At 69.2% G+C, this 16706-nt stretch carries 19 protein-coding genes; 14 read left to right on the forward strand and 5 right to left on the reverse strand.

Features of this window, described 5'->3' with window-relative positions; all coding sequences use genetic code 11:
- Positions 1-42: 42 nt before the first annotated feature.
- Positions 43-903, reverse strand: a complete 861-nt coding sequence (locus ABNQ39_RS34865) for an urea carboxylase-associated family protein (RefSeq protein WP_376966696.1) — start codon at positions 901-903, stop codon at positions 43-45.
- A gap of 165 nt (positions 904-1068) precedes the next feature.
- On the reverse strand, positions 1069-2001 hold the full coding sequence (locus ABNQ39_RS34870) for a LysR family transcriptional regulator (protein WP_376966698.1): 933 nt from the start codon (positions 1999-2001) through the stop codon (positions 1069-1071).
- A 250-nt stretch (positions 2002-2251) separates the two neighbouring features.
- Here ABNQ39_RS34870 and ABNQ39_RS34875 point away from each other — a divergent pair, with 250 nt between their 5' ends.
- The 10 genes from ABNQ39_RS34875 to ABNQ39_RS34920 all read left to right on the forward strand — a co-directional run bounded on the left by ABNQ39_RS34875 (position 2252) and on the right by ABNQ39_RS34920 (position 11598).
- Positions 2252-3196 (forward strand): ABC transporter ATP-binding protein, encoded by a 945-nt coding sequence (locus ABNQ39_RS34875; protein WP_376967124.1) that lies wholly within the window; start codon positions 2252-2254, stop codon positions 3194-3196.
- A complete protein-coding gene (locus tag ABNQ39_RS34880) occupies positions 3193-4710 on the forward strand; it encodes an ABC transporter permease (RefSeq protein WP_376966702.1) in 1518 nt (505 codons plus the stop codon). The genes ABNQ39_RS34875 and ABNQ39_RS34880 overlap by 4 nt, the downstream gene beginning before the upstream one ends.
- A gap of 65 nt (positions 4711-4775) precedes the next feature.
- Complete coding sequence (locus ABNQ39_RS34885; RefSeq protein WP_376966704.1) at positions 4776-5798, forward strand: amidohydrolase family protein; 1023 nt, start codon at positions 4776-4778, stop codon at positions 5796-5798.
- Complete coding sequence (locus tag ABNQ39_RS34890; protein ID WP_109050181.1) at positions 5795-6775, forward strand: ABC transporter substrate-binding protein; 981 nt, start codon at positions 5795-5797, stop codon at positions 6773-6775. The genes ABNQ39_RS34885 and ABNQ39_RS34890 overlap by 4 nt, the downstream gene beginning before the upstream one ends.
- Before the next feature lie 14 nt (positions 6776-6789).
- Positions 6790-7608 (forward strand): SDR family NAD(P)-dependent oxidoreductase, encoded by an 819-nt coding sequence (locus tag ABNQ39_RS34895; protein ID WP_376967126.1) that lies wholly within the window; start codon positions 6790-6792, stop codon positions 7606-7608.
- Positions 7605-8411, forward strand: a complete 807-nt coding sequence (locus ABNQ39_RS34900) for a sugar phosphate isomerase/epimerase family protein (protein WP_376966709.1) — start codon at positions 7605-7607, stop codon at positions 8409-8411. Before ABNQ39_RS34895 ends, ABNQ39_RS34900 begins: the two co-directional genes overlap by 4 nt.
- Before the next feature lie 26 nt (positions 8412-8437).
- Positions 8438-8998: a hypothetical protein gene (locus tag ABNQ39_RS34905; protein ID WP_376966711.1), complete on the forward strand. Its 561-nt coding sequence runs from the start codon at positions 8438-8440 to the stop codon at positions 8996-8998.
- Positions 8999-9176: 178 nt separating this feature from the next.
- Complete coding sequence (locus ABNQ39_RS34910; RefSeq protein WP_376967128.1) at positions 9177-9965, forward strand: SDR family NAD(P)-dependent oxidoreductase; 789 nt, start codon at positions 9177-9179, stop codon at positions 9963-9965.
- Positions 9962-10660, forward strand: coding sequence for a ThuA domain-containing protein (locus ABNQ39_RS34915; protein WP_376967130.1), 699 nt, complete (start codon positions 9962-9964; stop codon positions 10658-10660). Before ABNQ39_RS34910 ends, ABNQ39_RS34915 begins: the two co-directional genes overlap by 4 nt.
- A gap of 32 nt (positions 10661-10692) precedes the next feature.
- Complete coding sequence (locus ABNQ39_RS34920) at positions 10693-11598, forward strand: TauD/TfdA dioxygenase family protein (protein WP_376967132.1); 906 nt, start codon at positions 10693-10695, stop codon at positions 11596-11598.
- 128 nt (positions 11599-11726) lie between these two features.
- Here the strand turns inward: ABNQ39_RS34920 and ABNQ39_RS34925 are convergent, their stop codons facing one another.
- Entirely contained in the window at positions 11727-12134 is a 408-nt protein-coding gene (locus ABNQ39_RS34925; RefSeq protein ID WP_376967134.1) for a DUF7079 family protein, read from the reverse strand.
- A 212-nt stretch (positions 12135-12346) separates the two neighbouring features.
- Between ABNQ39_RS34925 and ABNQ39_RS34930 the strand changes: the two genes are divergently transcribed.
- Positions 12347-13051 (forward strand): YoaK family protein, encoded by a 705-nt coding sequence (locus tag ABNQ39_RS34930; RefSeq protein WP_376966721.1) that lies wholly within the window; start codon positions 12347-12349, stop codon positions 13049-13051.
- A gap of 30 nt (positions 13052-13081) precedes the next feature.
- Here the strand turns inward: ABNQ39_RS34930 and ABNQ39_RS34935 are convergent, their stop codons facing one another.
- The gene (locus tag ABNQ39_RS34935; RefSeq protein ID WP_376967136.1) at positions 13082-14014 is read right to left on the reverse strand and encodes a LysR family transcriptional regulator; all 933 of its coding nucleotides are present in this window, start codon (positions 14012-14014) and stop codon (positions 13082-13084) included.
- A 133-nt stretch (positions 14015-14147) separates the two neighbouring features.
- On the opposite strand from ABNQ39_RS34935, the gene ABNQ39_RS34940 reads away from it, so the two are divergent.
- The 3 genes from ABNQ39_RS34940 to ABNQ39_RS34950 all read left to right on the forward strand — a co-directional run bounded on the left by ABNQ39_RS34940 (position 14148) and on the right by ABNQ39_RS34950 (position 15829).
- Positions 14148-14846, forward strand: coding sequence for a pirin family protein (locus ABNQ39_RS34940; protein ID WP_376966725.1), 699 nt, complete (start codon positions 14148-14150; stop codon positions 14844-14846).
- A gap of 70 nt (positions 14847-14916) precedes the next feature.
- Positions 14917-15492, forward strand: coding sequence for a TMEM175 family protein (locus ABNQ39_RS34945; protein ID WP_376967138.1), 576 nt, complete (start codon positions 14917-14919; stop codon positions 15490-15492).
- Between the two features lie 106 nt (positions 15493-15598).
- Positions 15599-15829, forward strand: a complete 231-nt coding sequence (locus ABNQ39_RS34950; protein ID WP_098735113.1) for a hypothetical protein — start codon at positions 15599-15601, stop codon at positions 15827-15829.
- A 53-nt stretch (positions 15830-15882) separates the two neighbouring features.
- On the opposite strand, the gene ABNQ39_RS34955 is transcribed toward ABNQ39_RS34950, so the two are convergent.
- Positions 15883-16686, reverse strand: coding sequence for a FadR/GntR family transcriptional regulator (locus tag ABNQ39_RS34955; RefSeq protein WP_376967140.1), 804 nt, complete (start codon positions 16684-16686; stop codon positions 15883-15885).
- Positions 16687-16706 lie beyond the last annotated feature (20 nt).

A 16706-nucleotide genomic window follows, 5' to 3' on the forward strand; every position in this document is an offset into this window, starting at 1 on the left:
ATCGGCCGCGGTGCAAGTGCGATCTGCGATGTCTGGAGCTGTTCAGCAGCCGTGGCTTCGGTCGTAGCCATTGATGGCCGGTGCGCGCCATCCCTCCGGCAGTCGGGCGGGCTTGTAGATCTCGACGAGGAGCGGATGGCAACTGGCCGCGTCCGAGGAATGCTCCGACGAGCAATCGCCGCCGGGGCAGGCGGACATGCAGCCGAGCAGGTCGACTTCGGCGAAAAACTCGAGATAATCGCCCGGCCGCACCGGGCTGGCCTTCATGAAATACTGCCCGGTGTCCCGGCTGAAGCCCGTGCACATGAAGACGTTCAGCACATCGTGGATGTGGGGTTCGGCCTCGGGCAGGGTCATGCCGGTGGCTTTCGCCAGGGCGCGGGTGAGATTCGAATGGCAGCAGTGGTGGTAATGGTCCCCGGCGCTGAGCAGATTGTGCGTGTAGGGGTCGCAGCGGGTGCCGATGACGTCATGCACCGACCCGCCGAATTCGTCGAAACCGTACCAGTCGAGCGTGTCGTGCGTGATGGTGGCGATGGGGCGGAGATAGGGGAGGTTGGAAAACAGCTGATCGCCAAGCCCGACATGGGTGCCGTTCAGCGCGCGGGTCTTGCCGGTATAGAGCCGCTCCTTCAAATCGTTGGCGTTGAAGAGGTTGAGGTCGCCAACCTGTGCGCCCTCGGTCGAGACGATGCGGCAGAAATGGCCGGCGGGCACGGTCCAGGTGGCCGCATCGCGCGGCGGGACCACCGCCGTCCCGACCAGCTCCATCCCGTCCCGCACCGCGCGGTAGGCCGCCAGATCGGCACGCGGCAGGCTCTGCGTCGGATAGCAGATGACCGGCCTGACCGCCTTGCGTGCAGCGGCATCTGCGGGGGGCGCGGTGATGGGGGCGGGCTTCATTGGCTTTTCCGTTCGATTGTGCCCTCTCGCGGCGAGGGCTGTTCAGGGACTGTTCAAGGATTGTTTAGGGGCTGGTGCGCAATCGGGGTGCGCCCTGGGCCGAAGCCTTAACCGGGATCACCACCGACAACACCATTGAAATCGGTAACGGCCATATGGAAACCATCACGCCTCTTCCGTCGCGACGGTGAAGTTCCGGTCCCTCCGCCTCAGCTCGTCCAGCAGGCCGTCGATGATGCGCAGCGCCTCTGCCGTGGCGGCATTCACGTCGGTTCCGGCGGGATGGATGAGGAACAGCGTGCGCATCAGCGCCGGGTCGCAGATCGGCCGGATCACCAGGGCGCCGGACTGGATGTCTTCCGCGACGGCGCTGTGCGGCAGGATCGCGCAGGCCAGCCCGCGCCGGACCATGTCCTTGATCGCCTGCATCGATTCGAGTGAGAAGGCGATGTTTGGCACCAGCCCGCGCGCCGTCATCGCGTCGGTGACCAGACGCCTGACCAGATCGCCCTCGTTGGGCATCGCCAGTTCGGCGTCGGCGATGGCCGCCAGTGACAGCGGGCCGCTCCCGTCGAACCGCGAACCCGGATGGGTGATCAGGCACAGCGCCTCGTTCAGCCGCGGTTCCCGGTGCAGCAAGCGGCTGCGCGGCACCGTGTAGGCCAGCGCCAGATCCAGCTTGCCCGATGAGACATGGCCGATGAGGGCATGGCTCAGCTCTTCGAACAGCTTCAGTTCCACCCCCGGCAGGGCGCCGTGCAGCCGTTCCATCAGCCTGCCGGCCAGCAGCCCGGACAGGCTGGGGGTCAGTCCCACGGCCAGCGTTCTCGGGACCTGCCCGGCGACCTCGCGCAGCGACCGTTTCAAATCCTGCAGGCGCCGCACCATCAGCCGCGCCTCTTCCAGAAAGAGCAGGCCGGCCGGGGTGGGGTGGGTTCCGGTGACGGTGCGGACCAGTAGCGGCACGCCGAACTCCCGCTCCAACGCCTTGATCTGCACCCCCAGCGCCGGCTGCGCGATGTTCAGCGCCAGCGCCGCCTTGCTGATGCTGCCGAGTTCGCAGACGAGGATGAAGCTTTCCAACTGGCGGCTGCGCATCGGTCGGGATCCATCGTTGCGGCCCATCCTGGCAGCCCAGGTGGGGCGGCCCAAGTGGGGCAGCCGTGGGGCACGCCACCGGCAGGGACAGAAGCCTCGCATCGGCGGCGGGGGAGGGCAAACAATTTTTGTATGGGGGTGGTCCAAAGCTGTCCTAGACAGGGCCGGCGGGCTGCATTTGTATGCTTACAAAACAAACAGAATTCAGGCGCAACGCCGAATGCCCGACACCGGGAGGGAGATGCAGCCCATGCGTGGCCTATCGTCAGAAAGAGCACCGATCCCCCAGGATCCTTCCAAGGATCTCTCCCAAGGTCCGGCAGGTGCGTCCCATCCGGCGCAGCCCATTCCCTTCGGCCGCGCCCAGGGTCCGAACGGTGCCCAGAGTTCCAACGGCCTCGCGGCCGGCGCCCACGCGGTGATGACCGGCGTCACCCGCATCTTCGGATCGGCGGTCCATGCGCTGGGTCCGGTCGATCTTGAACTGCGCCGGGGAGAGTTCTTCTCCATCGTCGGGCCGTCCGGCTGCGGCAAATCCACCCTGCTCGACGTGCTGGCCGGGCTGAGCAGCCCAACCGACGGCACCATCACCTTCGAAGGCAAGCGCGTGCGCGGCACGGTTCCCGACGGGGTCGGCGTGGTCTTCCAGGAGGATGCCTCGTTCCCCTGGCTGTCCGTGCGCGACAACATCGCCTTCGGCCTGCGCCGCGCCGGCTTCCGCGGTGCGGAGGCGGAAGAGCGCGTCCGCCATGCCATCGATTTCATGGGGCTGAACGATTTCGCCGACGCCTATCCCAACCAGCTGTCCGGCGGCATGCGCCAGCGCGTCTGCATCGCCCGGACGCTGGTGATGCGCCCGCGCCTCGTGCTGCTCGACGAGCCGTTCGGCGCACTCGACCAGCAGACCCGCCTGCTGATGGGGGACGAGCTGCTGCGGCTGTGGCGGGCCAGCGGGGCGACCGTCCTGCTGATCACCCACGCGCTGGACGAGGCGGCGATGCTGTCCGACCGCATCGGCGTGATGTCGTCACGCCCCGGCCGCTTCATCGAGATCGTCGAAACCGGCTGGCCGCGCGACCGCACCAGCGCCATCGCCGCCCAACCGGCCTTCGGTGAGGTCACCACCCGGCTGTGGAACACGCTGCGCGAGGAATCGCTGAAGGCGATGGCCAGCCAGCGGAGGGTCATGGGATGACGCGGGCCGGCATCCAGCGCCTGCTGATCACCGCCGCGGCCGTCCTGGCGCTGGAGGCGTCCTGCCGGCTGGGCTATGTCGGGCGCGCCACAATGATCCCGCCGTCGGAGATGCTGGCCGAGCTGGTCCGGCTGATGGGAACCGACGGCTTCTGGTCGCAGATCGGCTTCACCCTGCGCAACATCCTCGCCGCCGCCGTCGCCGCGATGGTTGCAGGTTTTGCCGGCGGCGTCGCGCTCCACGCCCTGCCGCGGGTCCGCCGGGCGGTCGAGCCGCTGATCGCCAGCTACTACGCCCTGCCGTTCTTCGTGCTGTATCCGCTGTTCATCGTGCTGCTCGGCATGAACGCGCTGCCGATCATCGCCATGGGCTTCCTTTATGCGGTGATGGCGATGGTGACGGCGACGCTGTCCGGGCTGGACCGCATCCCGCCGGTGCTGCGCAAGGTCGGCCGCACCTACCGCCTCGACCGCGTCCAGGACGCGCTGCTGATCCAGCTTCCGGCGGCCGGGCCGCACATCTTCACCGGGGTGAAGCTGGCGTTGAGCTATTCGGTGACCGGCGTAATCGGGGCGGAGTTCATCCTGGCCGGCAGCGGGCTCGGCTACTCCATCGCCTTCGCGTACAACAATCTCCAGGACCGGACGATGTACGCGCTGCTGCTGTTCGTCGTGGTCTTCGTGTCCAGCCTGACCGTGCTGCTGCACTGGGCGGAACAGCGCGTGCGCCACCGCTCGGGCGCCGGCCGCGTCGGCGCCGCCCGCGACACCGCCGGGGCGGGGGAGAAGCTGGTGGCTGCCGCCGTCATCGCCCTGCTGATCCTGGGCGGCTGGCAGCTGTTCCACGGGCTCGCCGGGGACGAGGCGCTGGCTTCGCCCACCGTCACCCTGAACCGGATGACCGTCCTGTTCGGCAACCCGTCCTTCTGGGAAAACGTGGCGGAGACCGCCAAGGCGCTGGGGCTGTCGCTGCTGATCTCCTGCATCGGCGGTGGGCTGGCGGGTGTGCTGATCGGTGCCAACCGCGCGCTGTCGGACGTGCTGGAGCCGCTGTTCGTCACCCTCTACGCCATTCCCAAGGTCACGCTCTATCCGGTGATCCTGCTGCTGTTCGGGCTCGGCATGCCGGCGAAGGTCGCCTTCGGCACGCTGCACGGCTTCATCCCGATGATGCTGGTGACCATGGGCGCCATCCGCGCCATGAACCCGGTGCTGCGGCGCTCGGCCCGCGCCATGCGGCTGACGCGGATGCAGACGCTGATCGCAGTCCTGGTGCCGGCGACGGTGCCGGAGATCGTGACCGGCCTGCGCATCAGCTTCTCCATCACCCTGCTGGGCGTGATGGTCGGCGAGATGTTCGCGTCCAAGCGCGGGCTGGGCTTCATGATCATGAACGGCATCAGCGTCAACGACACCGCGACGATGATGAGCGTCACCGTGCTGATCGGCCTGTTCGCCCTGGCGGTCAACAGCGCGCTGCTCGCGCTCGACAACCGGATGCACCGGGCCGCCTGAGCCATCCGGCACCTCCGTTCACCTCCTTCCCGGCCGCCGGCCCGCCCGGCGGAAAGGACCTTCCCATGCCCATCGAAACCGCGACGCTGATCGACGTCCATGCCCATGTCCGCCTGGAGGCGACCAACGGTGCCGCCGGCATCCACGGGCCGGAGCATGGCGTCGACGAGACCGGCCAGCCCTGGTACCGCGTCGGCAATTACCGGCTGAGCGGCGTCCGCCACCTGAACAGCCCCTTCACCGATCCGGAGCTGCGGCTGCGCCGCATGGACCAGGCCGGCATCGATTTCCAAGTGCTGTCGGCCAGTCCGCTGAACTACTTCCACCACATCGACGTGCCCTCGGCCGTCTCCTTCTGCCGCCGGCACAACGACGCGCTGGCCGAGCTGGTCGCGCGCTATCCCGACAGGCTGGCCGGGCTGGCCGCCCTGCCGATGCAGGACCCGCGCGCCGCGACGGAGGAGCTGGAGCGCTCCGTCGGCGAACTGGGACTGTGGGGGGCGGCGACCGGCACCGAATTCGCGGGCGAGCCGCTGCACAGCCCGGAGTTCGACAGGCTCTACGAGGCGTTCGTCCGGCTGGACGTGCCGCTGTTCCTGCATCCGGCCCCGGCCGGCATCGACGGGCCGCCCGGCGACCCGGCGCTGAAGCGCTTCGACCTCGACGTCATCATCGGCTTCGCCGCGCAGGAGACCATCGCCGTCGCCACCCTGATCTTCGGCGGCGTGCTGGAGCGTCATCCCCGGCTGGACGTCTGGATCAGCCATGGCGGCGGGGCGGCCGCCTTCACCGCCGGGCGGCTGGCGCAGGCCGGCATGAAGCGGCCCTGGGCCAGCCAGTCGATGAAGAAGGACGGCGCCTTCGAGGAGATGCTGTCGCGCCTGTGGTTCGACACGCACCTGAACGACGACCGGGCGTTGGCGCTGCTGACGCAGGTGGTGGGGCCGGACCGGCTGGTCTTCGGCACCAATTTCGCCGGCTGGGACCAGCCGGAGGACGGGCATCACGGCGCCGTGTCGCCCGCGCTGGCTGGCAACGCCCGCCGCCTGCTGAGAAAAGACAAAACTGACAACGGAGGGACGCCATGACCATCACCCGTTTCCTGACCCGCGCGCTGGCGGCGGTGCCGCTGATCGGCGGCCTGCTGGCCTCCGCACCGCAGGCCCATGCGCTGGAGATCATGGCGTCCCACTATGGCGCCCTGCTGAACACCGCCCCCATCGCGGTGGCGCTGGAGCGCGGCGACTACAAGAAGAACGGCGTCGACGTCACCGACGTGATGAGTTCGGTCGGCGGCGGCACCGGCATCCGCAACATGGTGGGCGGCGGCCTCGGCTACGGCATCGTCAGCACCTCCACCGCGCTGGCCGGCATCAGGCAGGGCATGGACATCCGCATCGTCCATACCGCGATCCGCCGGGTGGACGACCTGCTGTGGGTGACGCGGCCGGACAGCGGCGTGTCCTCGGTCAAGGATCTGGTCGGCCGCAAGGTCGGCATCACCGCGCCGAAATCGTCGAGCGAGCTGATGGTCGTCATGGCCTTCGAGGCGGCCGGCTATCCCGGCAAGGCCGACATGGTGGCGCTGGGATCGGTCGGCTCGGGCCTGTCGGCGCTGGAACAGGGCGGGGTGGACGCGGCGCTGATCCTGGAGCCGCTCTACAGCGCCCGCAAGGACCGCTACAAGGTTGCCTTCTCGCTGGAGAACCTGCCGTCGATGACGCCGACCGTCGGCGTCGCCACCGGCGACTTCATGCGCAAGAGCCCGGACCAGCTGCGCGGGCTGCTCGCCGCCTGGCGCTCGGCGGTGAACTTCATCTACGAGAACCCGGAGGAGGCCGCGAAGATGGTCGCCAAGCGCTATGGCGACACGCTGCCGGTCGATGTCGCCACCGCCTCGATGAAGCGCATGGCGGCGATCAAATACTGGAGCCAGGGCGATTTCGACATGGACGCCCTGAACATCTGGGTCAAGGGCATGGAGCGCATGGGCGAATGGTCCGGCCCGGTCGACTGGTCGAAGGTGCTGGACAGCTCCTTCCTCGCCGCCGACCTGCGCAAGTGACGGAGGCCCCCGCCATGACGCAGCAGACCTCGACCGCGGACGGCGCGCTGGCCGTCGTCATCGGCGGCGGCAACGGCATCGGCGAGGAGACCGCCCGGCTGATGGCGGCGCGCGGCTGGCGGCTGGCGGTCGCCGACCTCGACTCGGACGCCGCGGAACGGGTTGCCGGCGACCTCGGCGGCGCCGCGCTGGCGCTCGACATCGCCGATGCCGGCGCGGTGGAGCGGGCGGCGGCGGCCATCGAGGCGGCGCATGGCCCGGTCGGCGCGCTGGTGGTCGCCGCCGCCGTCTTCCAGCCGGTGCTGCCGCCGGCCGAGCTGCCGCTGGAGGTGTGGGAGCGCACAATCCACGTCAACCTGACCGGCACCTATTACGCCAACCGCGCCTTCGGCACCCGCATGGCGCGGCAGGGGCGGGGCAGCATCGTCAACATCGCATCGATTGCCGCCATCGGCTCGGTGCCGGTCCATGCCTATGCGTCGAGCAAGGCGGGGGTGGTCAGCCTGACGCTGAACCTCGCCGGGGAGTGGGGCCGCGCCGGGGTCCGGGTCAACTGCGTCTCGCCCGGCTCGACGCTGGTCCCTCGGGTGGTCGAACGGATCCGGTCGGGCCGCTACGCCGCCGATCCGGCCGAATTCACCGCGCTCGGCCGGATCGTGCAGCCGCGCGAGGTGGCGGAGAGCATCGAGTTCCTGGCCTCCGACCGGGCGTCGGCGATCACCGGCGTCAATCTGGTGGTGGATGCCGGATGGCACGTTGCCGGAACCTGGGCGCAATATGGAGGTGTCCGTCCGGCTCCCTTCCCCCTCCAGGCGGCGGGAGGCGCGGCATGAACCCGCTGTCGCTCTCCTACTACACGGTGCCGGAGCTGTCGCCGACCGACATGGTGACGGTGGCGGCGGACCAGGGCTGCGCCCATGTCGGCCTGCGCCTGCTGGGCGGCCAGCCCGACGGCGATCCGATGCCGCTGCTGGCCGACCCCGCCCTCAGGCGCGAAATGAAGCGGCGCATGGCCGACCGCGGCGTCACGGCGCTCGACGCCAACACCGCCCGCATCCTGCCCCACACCGACCTCGACGCCTTCCGCTCCTTCCTGGAGGCGGCGGCCGAGCTGGGCGCCCGCCATGTTCTGGCGACCGGCGACGACCCCGACGAGGGGCGGTTGGCGGCAAGGCTGGGGCGGCTGTGCGACGATGCCGCCGGCTTCGGCCTGACCGTGCAGTTCGAGTTCGTGCCCTGGATGAGCGTGCCGAACGCCACCGCCGCCGCCCGGCTGATCGGCCGGGTGGGGCGCCTGAACATCGGCATCGCGCTCGACGCCTTGCATTACGACCGCTCCGGCGGCACGCCGGCCGAGGTGGCGGCGATCCCGCCCGGCCTGTTCGCCTACATGCATCTCTGCGACGCCCCGCGCGATTATGGGACCGACCGCGACTCCCTGCTGCACACCGCGGTGAAGGAGCGGCTGTTTCCCGGCGACGGCGGCATCGACCTGACCGGGCTGCTGCGCGCGCTTCCGCCCGGCCTGCCGCTCGCCCTCGAAATCCCCACCGCCGCCCTGGCGCGGACGATGGACGCGCCAGCCCGCGTGGCGCGGGCGGTCGCCGCCACCCGCCGCCTGCTGGCGTCGCTCTGACCACCGCCCACCCAGGAGGAACCATCATGGCCGCCAGCCCCGAGACCGGCACCGCCATCCGCGCCTGCGCCCAGGCGGTCATCCGGGCGATCGAGACGCACGGACACGACACCGCCCGCCTGACGGAGGCGCTGCGCGAACCGTTGGCCGCGCTCGCCGCCCGGCCCGACCTGTGCACGGCCGGCGTGCCGCGCATCGGCAACCACGTCGCCAATTCCCAGTACCTCTACTATGACGGCGACCTGTCGATCCTGCTGTTCGAGCTGCCCGACGGCCAGCCCATCGCCGTCCACGACCATGGCAACTGGGAAAGCATGGCGATCTACCGGGGGCGGGTGAAGCACACCGTCTACGAGCGGCGCGACGACGGCTCGGTTCCCGGCAAGGCCGACCTGACCATGGTCGAGGACCGCGTGCTGGAGCCGGGCGACAGCGTGGTGATCGCCCCGCCCGCCGACATCCACGGCTTCATGGCGCTGGCGCCGGGAAGCTGGGGCATCACCGTGGCGAGCGGAACCTACAAGCCCGAGCGCAGCTATTTCCAGCCCGAGGCTGGAACCGTTGTCAGCAGGCGCCCGCGCGGCTGATGGGCCGCCGCATCCGGAACAAGGAAGACCACAGCGATGGATATGGCACTGAAGGGCAAGGTCGCGCTGGTGCTTGGCGACAGCCAGGGCATCGTGCAGAGCACGCTGTGATGAGTGCGGAGCGCGCTGTGATGAGTGACCCGTCAAGCTTCGAAACCCGTTTTTCCGGGAGGATCGCATGACCAAGACCGCTCTGGTGACCGGAGCCGGCGGCGGACTGGGCGCGGCCATCGCGCGCCGTCTGGCCGGCGAAGGGTACCGCGTGGCACTGCTCGACCTCGATGCCGCCGGGCTGGAGGTCGAGGCCGCGCGCATTCCCGGTGCCCTGGCCTTCACCGCCGACGTGACCGACGAGGCGCAGATCGACGCGGTGGTCGCCGCGATGACCGAGGCGTTCGGCGACGGCCCCGACCTGCTGGTCAACAATGCCGGCATCGTCCGCTTCGGCGACCTGCTGGAGCACAGCGTCGCCGATTTCCGCCGCGTGGTGGACGTGAACCTGACCGGCACCTTCATCGTCACCCGCGCCGTCGCGCGGCGGATGGCGGAACGCGGGTCGGGCGCCATCGTCAACATCACCTCGCTGAACGCCGTCGCCCCCAGTCCCGACGCCGGGGCCTATCCGGCGACCAAGGCGGCGGTCGCGCTGCTGACCGAACATCTGGCGCTGGCGCTGGCGCCGCGCGGCGTCCGGGTCAACGCCGTCGCCCCCGGCTTCATCGACGCCGGCATGTCGGCGCCGATCTATGCGGATGCCGAGGTGCGCGCGGTGCGCGGCGCCGCCGTCCCCGCCCGGTCGCTCGGCACCGCCGACGATATCGCCGACGCGGTGCTGTTCCTGGCCTCGGACCGGGCGCGCTACATCCACGGACAGCATCTCATGGTCGATGGCGGCGTGTCCTTCAGCCTGAAGATGCACCTGCCCCGCCGCGCGCCGGCGGTGAAACCCCTGGCGGGCGACCGATGAGCGGGGCGGTCCGCAACCTGATCCTGACCGGCGGCATCGGCCACCCCTTCGCCGACGCCGCTCCGGCGCTGGAGGGGATTCTGGCCGGTGCCGGAGTCGTCTCGACCGTCACCGACGACATCGAAGGCGGGCTGGCGGCGTTGGAACAGGGCGGCTTCGACCTGCTCACCGTCTATGCGCTGCGCTGGCGGATGCTGGGCAGCGAGAAATACGCCCCCCACCGCGAGCGCTGGGCCTTCTCGCTGTCGCCCGACGGGCGGCGGAGGCTGTGGAACTTCGTCACCGGCGGGGGGGGGCTGCTGGGCCTGCACACCGCGCTGATCTGCTTCGACGACTGGCCGGACTGGAAGGATCTGCTGGGCGGCGCCTGGGTGTGGGGCCGCTCCGCCCATCCGCCGCGCGGTCCGGTCACCCTGGTTCCCACCGACCTTCCCCATCCGCTGACCGCCGGCCTGCCGCCCTTCACCGTCACCGACGAAGCCTACGGCGACTTCGATCTGGCCGGCGACGTCCGGCCGCTGGCGCTCGTGGCACCGGAAGGGGGACGCGCCTGGCCCGCCCTGTGGGCGCGCGACGTCGGGCTGGGGCGGGTGGTGGCCGACACGCTGGGCCATGACCACGCGTCCCTGGAACACCCGGTCCACCGCCAGATCCTGACGCGTGCCGCCCTCTGGGCCTGCCGCCGACCGCTTTGAAAACCAACCGACCTGCACGAGGAACCGTCCCGATGACCAGCCTCCATGCGCCAGCCGCCTCTTCCGCCGCTCCTTCCGCCTCCTCGGCCGCGACCGTCCCCCTGTTCACGCCGCTCGACGGCATCATCGGGGCAGAAACCGACAGGCTCGACCTGTCCCGCCCGCTCGACGACGCAACGGTCGATGCGGTGCGGACGGCCTTCCGCGACCATCATCTGCTGGTGATCCGCAACCAGTCGCTGGACAAGGAGCGCATGTACCGCTTCGCCGAACTGTTCGGCCCAATCGAGGGCCACATGATCCGGCTGGCCGACGGGTCGAAGTGGGACGCGGTCCACACCATCACCAACCTGGACGCCGCCGGCAACCCGGTGGCCAAGCCCTTCATCAGCTCCAACTATTTCTGGCACACCGACAAGTCCTTCCTGCGCGAGCCGTCGCTGCTGACGATGCTGCAGGCGGTGGAACTGCCGCCCGACGGCGGCGACACCCAGTTCGCCGACATGACCGCCGCCTACGAGGCGCTGCCGGAGGCGACGCGCCGGCGGATCGACGGGCTGAAGTCGGTACAGAGCCTGGAGTTCATGCGCCGCTACACCAGCAGTGCCCCGCCGACCGAGGACGACATCGCCGCCGCTCCGCCCATCGCCCATCCGCTGGTCCGCACCCATCCCGAGACCGGGCGCAAGAGCCTCTACATCGGCATGTACAGCTCCCACATCGAAGGCATGCCGGAGGAGGAGGGGCGCGCCCTGCTGGAGGAGCTGCTGGAGCATGCGACGCAGGACCGCTTCATCCACACCCACCGTTGGCGGCACGGCGACCTCGTCTTCTGGGACAACCGCTGCCTGCTGCACCGCGCCACCGCCAATTACGAGATGGGCAAGCACCGCCGCGTGCTGATGCGCGTCGTGGTGAAAGGCTCCGTGCCGGAGTGACGGGTGCGGTCCCGGCGGCAAGGCGATGCCACCGCCGGGGCCGATCCCCCATGCGTGGGCGCGAATTCCAAAAATAAGTCTCAGACGCGGGTGCCCGGCCTCACCCGTGCGCCCCTGCACGGTAACGCTCATGTCTGCGATGCTCCGGGCTGGCTGCGCCGACGGGCGACCTCCTGGCGCGTGACCGTCCATTCCTCCGTCGGGAAGCACCCCGGCAGGGCCAGGCTGAGCCTCGCCAGCAGCCTGGAGCGCCGGCGCGTCCGGCGACCTTGAATCGCCTGCTCGAGCCTGCCGGGATCGAAGCCGGCCCATTCGCCGGCAGGCTGGAACAGGTTCGAAAAGCAGACGGGGTGGATCTCCTCGCGAAGGATGGCGTCCATCTCCTCCAAGCTGTAGGGCGAGGCCGAAAGGACCTGCACCCGCCATGCGCGGGACAGCGAAACGTCGGTGTCCAGATACATCGCCGACAACGCTTCCCAGACCGGGCGGCGCTCGTCCAGCTGTGAGTCCGAAAAGCGGATGGCGCTGCTGTTCATGGGGATGACGGCTGGTGACGACCGGGAGTTCCGGCAGCCTAACCCATCCGTCCATCCTGTCGAGGCTGTTCGCCATGCGGTCAGATCCGATGCCGCCAAGCCTGCCGGGAGGTCCAGAATGGTCCAAGGTCGTGCCGATGCGACAAGACCATGCCGGCTGCGGCCGCCGATACTGCCCTCTTCGCCCGAAGAAACCGCAGGAAACGACAGCCATGTCCGCACCGGCCGCATCCGGCACCTCCCCACTGCCCATCCTCCTGCTGCTGCTGTCGGTGACGACGGGGCTCGTCGATGCCGTCAGCGTGCTCGGCCTGGGCAAGGTCTTCACTGCCAACATGACCGGCAACATCGTCTTCCTCGGCTTCGCCGTCGTCGGGACGCCGGGTTTCCGGGTTCTGCCGGCGGTGGCGGCGCTGCTGTCCTTCCTGAGCGGCGCCCTGATCGCCGGCCGGCTCGGCAGGACATTCGCCGGCCGGCCGATGCGGCATTGGCTGCTGACCGCCGCTTTGTTCGAAACGGCCCTGTTCTGGATCGCCGCCGCCGTCGCCGCCGGCTTCGATGTCGGGACGCAGGCTCCGGCGGCCGCTCTCTATGCGATCATCGTCCTGACCGGTTTCGCCATGGGATTCCGCAACGCCACGGTCCGGCAGATGAAGGTTCCCGACCTGACGACGACGGTCCTCACCCTGACCCTGACCGGACTGGCCGCCGATTCCGGCCTTGCCGGCGGGCCGAACACCAATGCGCGACGCCGGATGGCCAGCGTGGCGGCGATTTTCCTCGGTGCCGCGCTCGGTGCCGTCATGGTCATGCAGAGCGGGCTGGTGCTGCCCCTGGTCGTCGTCGGCGCGCTGGTGCTGGCCGGCACCGCGTTCTGCGCACTTCACCCGGCCTCGACCGCGCCGGTTGCGGCCTGATGCCGGATTGACGATGCCGGGAACCGTCCGTCAGAGGTCGGTGAAGCCGTCCTCCTCACGGTCGCCGGCTCCCAACTGCACGAACTGGGCGAGCAGCCAGGAGGCGGCCGGGCCGGGCGGCGTGTCGCGCCGCCAGACGCCGGAGAAGCGATAGGTGCCGCCCGGATGGTCGGGCATGGCGAGCCGCACCAGGGTGCCGGCGACCAGGTCGGGCTCGACCATCGGCAGCGGCATGTTGCCCCAGCCGATCCCTTCGCGCAGCAGCGCGTGCTTGGCGCCCAGGTCGGCGAGCCGCCATGTGCGCGGACTCATCACCGAGAAATCCTGCCCCTCGGTGGCACGCGACCGGTCGGTGAGGACCAGCTGCACATGGTCGCGTCCGGCGCCGGGGGCGATCTGCGCCATGCGGCCCAGCGGATGGTCGGGGGCGGCGACCGGCACCATCGGCACCGATCCGGCGGTCGTGCGGTCCAGCCCGTCCATGCCGGCCGCCACCGGGCCGGAAATGCCGAGCACCGCCCGGCGGTCGAGCACCAGGGCGGCGACCGCGCCCAGGGTTTCGACATGCAGGCGCAGCGAAACCGTCGGATGGCTGCGTGCGAAGTCCCGCAGCACCCGGCCCAGACGGTCGGCCGGCAACATCACGTCGACGGCGAGATCGACCTCCGCCTCCAGCCCCTCGTGCAGGCCCCGCACCTTTGCGCGCAAGCCGTCCATCCCCTGTGCAATCGTCCGGGCTTCGGCCAGCAGCGCCCGCCCGGCGGCGGTCAGCGTCGGCTTGCGCGACCCTTCGCGGTCGAACAGCGCCAGACCGAGCTGGGCTTCGAGGTTGGCGATGCCGTAGCTGACGACGGAGACCGCCCGGTTGAGCCGCCGTCCGGCCCCGGCGAAGCTGCCGGCATCCACCACGGCGAGGAAGATGCTGAGTTGGTCGAAGCTGGGGGTCCCGACGCTGCTCATCATTCAACTTTCTTGAACATCTTGCGGCGTTTTATAGGGGTAAACCTGAAAGGAGACCAAGGCTATTGTCCTCTCAAGCGAAACACGGCGGCCGATGCGGCAAGGACCCATCGGTCGCACAATCAGGAGACGGACCATGATCGACCTGCGTCCCTTCGAGACCCTGGGCGGCGAGAACCATGGCTGGCTGGATGCCAAGCACCACTTCTCCTTCGCCAACTACTATGACCGCAAGCGGATGAACTGGGGCAACCTGCGCGTCTGGAACGACGACACCATCGCCCCCCACACCGGTTTCCCGACGCACCCGCACCGCGACATGGAGATCATCACCTATGTCCGCGAGGGCGCCATCACCCACCAGGACAATCTGGGCAACAAGGGCCGTACCGAGGCGGGCGACGTCCAGGTGATGTCCGCCGGCACCGGCATCGCACATTCCGAATACAATCTGGAGGACGTCACCACCCGCATCTTCCAGATCTGGATCATGCCGACGCGCAGCGGCGAGAAGCCGGGCTGGGGCAGCAAGCCCTTCCCCAAGGGCGACCGCAGCGGCCATTTCGTCACACTGGCGTCGGGCTATTCCGATGACGGCGACGCCCTGCCGATCCGCACCGACGCCCGTGTGCTGGGGGCGACGCTGAAGGCCGGCGAGACGGCGACTTACCCGCTCGGCAAGGACCGCCGCGCCTATCTGGTTCCGGCCAGCGGCGCCGTCGAGATCGACGGGGTGCGGGTGAATGCCCGCGACGGTGCGGCCATCGCCGATCTCGACACCCTGACGGTGACGGCGCTGGAGGACAGCGAAATCGTCATGGTGGATGCCGCCTGACGAGACCGATGCCGTGCCGGGGCTTTGCCGCCCCGGCACGGCGTCCTCTGCAAAGACAGGAGTTCGGAGCATGAAGGCCGGCCGGCTGGAAGCGTTCACCGATGGCGTGGTGGCGATTGCCATCACCATCATGGTGCTGGAGTTGAAAGTGCCGGAGGATGGCAGCCTCGCCGCCCTGGCGGAGCGCGTCCCCATCCTGCTGGCCTATGTGCTGTCCTTCATCAATGTCGGGCTCTACTGGAACAACCATCACCATCTGCTGCAAGCCACCACGCGCATCGACGGGCGGGTGCTGTGGGCCAACCTGTTCCTGCTGTTCTGGCTGTCGCTGGTCCCCTTCGTCATCCGCTGGCTCGATGCCAGCGACTTCTCGCCGGTGGCGACGGCATCCTACGGGGTCGTCCTCGGCATGGCGGCCATCGGCTACAGCCTGACCGAACGCGCGATCATCGCCTGCGGCGGACGCGAGTCGGTGGTGGCGCGGGCGGTCGGGTCCGATCGGAAGGGCAAGATCAGCCTGGGGCTGTATGCCCTGGCCATCCCGCTGGCCTTCGTCCTGCAATGGCTGTCCATCGCTCTCTACATCCTGGTGATCCTGCTGTGGCTGGTGCCGGACCGGCGGATCGAACGCATCGTGGAGGAGTGAGGGAAAACCGGCGACAATGCGGTTGTCATCGGCGGCCTGACGGCCGGTGCTGGCTGGCTCCCCCGACCCTGTGCTACAGCATGCCGAAACTGATGGGGACGCCGGCATGCCAACATTGACGGACTGGACGATTCGGCACGCGGTGACGCGGGTTCACGGGTGCGACCTTGCCGTGATCTGGCGGGGGCCGGAGATGTGGGCGTGGGTCGTCACCGTCGCCGGCGAGCAGGTCCGCTCCGGAACCGCGCGCACCATGGCCGGGGCCCAGGATGCCGCATTGCGTGCCGCGAAAGCCCATGCGGACGACGGCGGCCGCGTCCAGCTCCCGCTGTTCTGACGGCGTCGATGCCGCGCGCGGAAGGGGCCGGCCGCCTGCCTTCACGCCTGCCTTTACAAGGCCGCGGCCTTGGGGCGCCGCTTGCGGACCGGCTTTCCGGACTCCGCCTCGCCGTCGGCCAGCGTGGCGTCGGTGTTGCCGTCGCGGCGGTAATGCTCGTAGGACTTGTCGATGTGCTGCTTCATCAGCTTTTCGGCTTCGTCGGGCTTGCCGCTCTCGATGGCGGCGATGATCGCATCGTGCTCGTTGGCGGCGGCATGCATGCGGCCGTCCTTGTAGGTGGCGTGCTGGTGCGAGAAGCGGAGCACGTCCGGTCCCATCAGGGCGATCAATGAGCGGAGCAGGTTGTTGTTGGTCGCTTCGGCAACCTTCAGATGGAACAGCAGATCCTCTTCCAGCGTGTAGGCGTTGGCCTCCGCCTGCTCGCGCATGCGCTGCTGCGCCTTGCGGATTTCGGCGATCTGGGCGCCATGGGCGCGTTCGGTCGCCAGCCGGGCGGACAATGCCTCCAGCGCGCCGCGCACCTCGATCAGCATTTCCGGGCTGGTGTCGCCGGCATTCAGGATGTTGCTGATCAGGCCGATCAGCACATGCTCGCTGAGATTCTCCACCACCGTCCCGCTCTGCGGCGATGTGCGGACGATCCCGAAGAACTCCAGGCGGCGCAAGGCCTCCCGGACCGTGCCGCGGCTGACGTCGAAGCGCTCCGCCAGCACCCGTTCGGCCGGCAGCTTCTGGCCGGCCTTGATGATCCGGCGGGCGATCAGGTCGCTGATCTGCTCGATGATGATGTCGGGCGGGCGCCGGATCTTGATCTTCTGAAAGTGGCGGGAGACGTCGAAATCAGGATCATCCATGCCGCTCTCCGATCACCGAA

It is taken from the genome of Azospirillum sp. A26 (assembly GCF_042604635.1).
In the GTDB taxonomy this organism is placed as follows: domain Bacteria; phylum Pseudomonadota; class Alphaproteobacteria; order Azospirillales; family Azospirillaceae; genus Azospirillum; species Azospirillum palustre.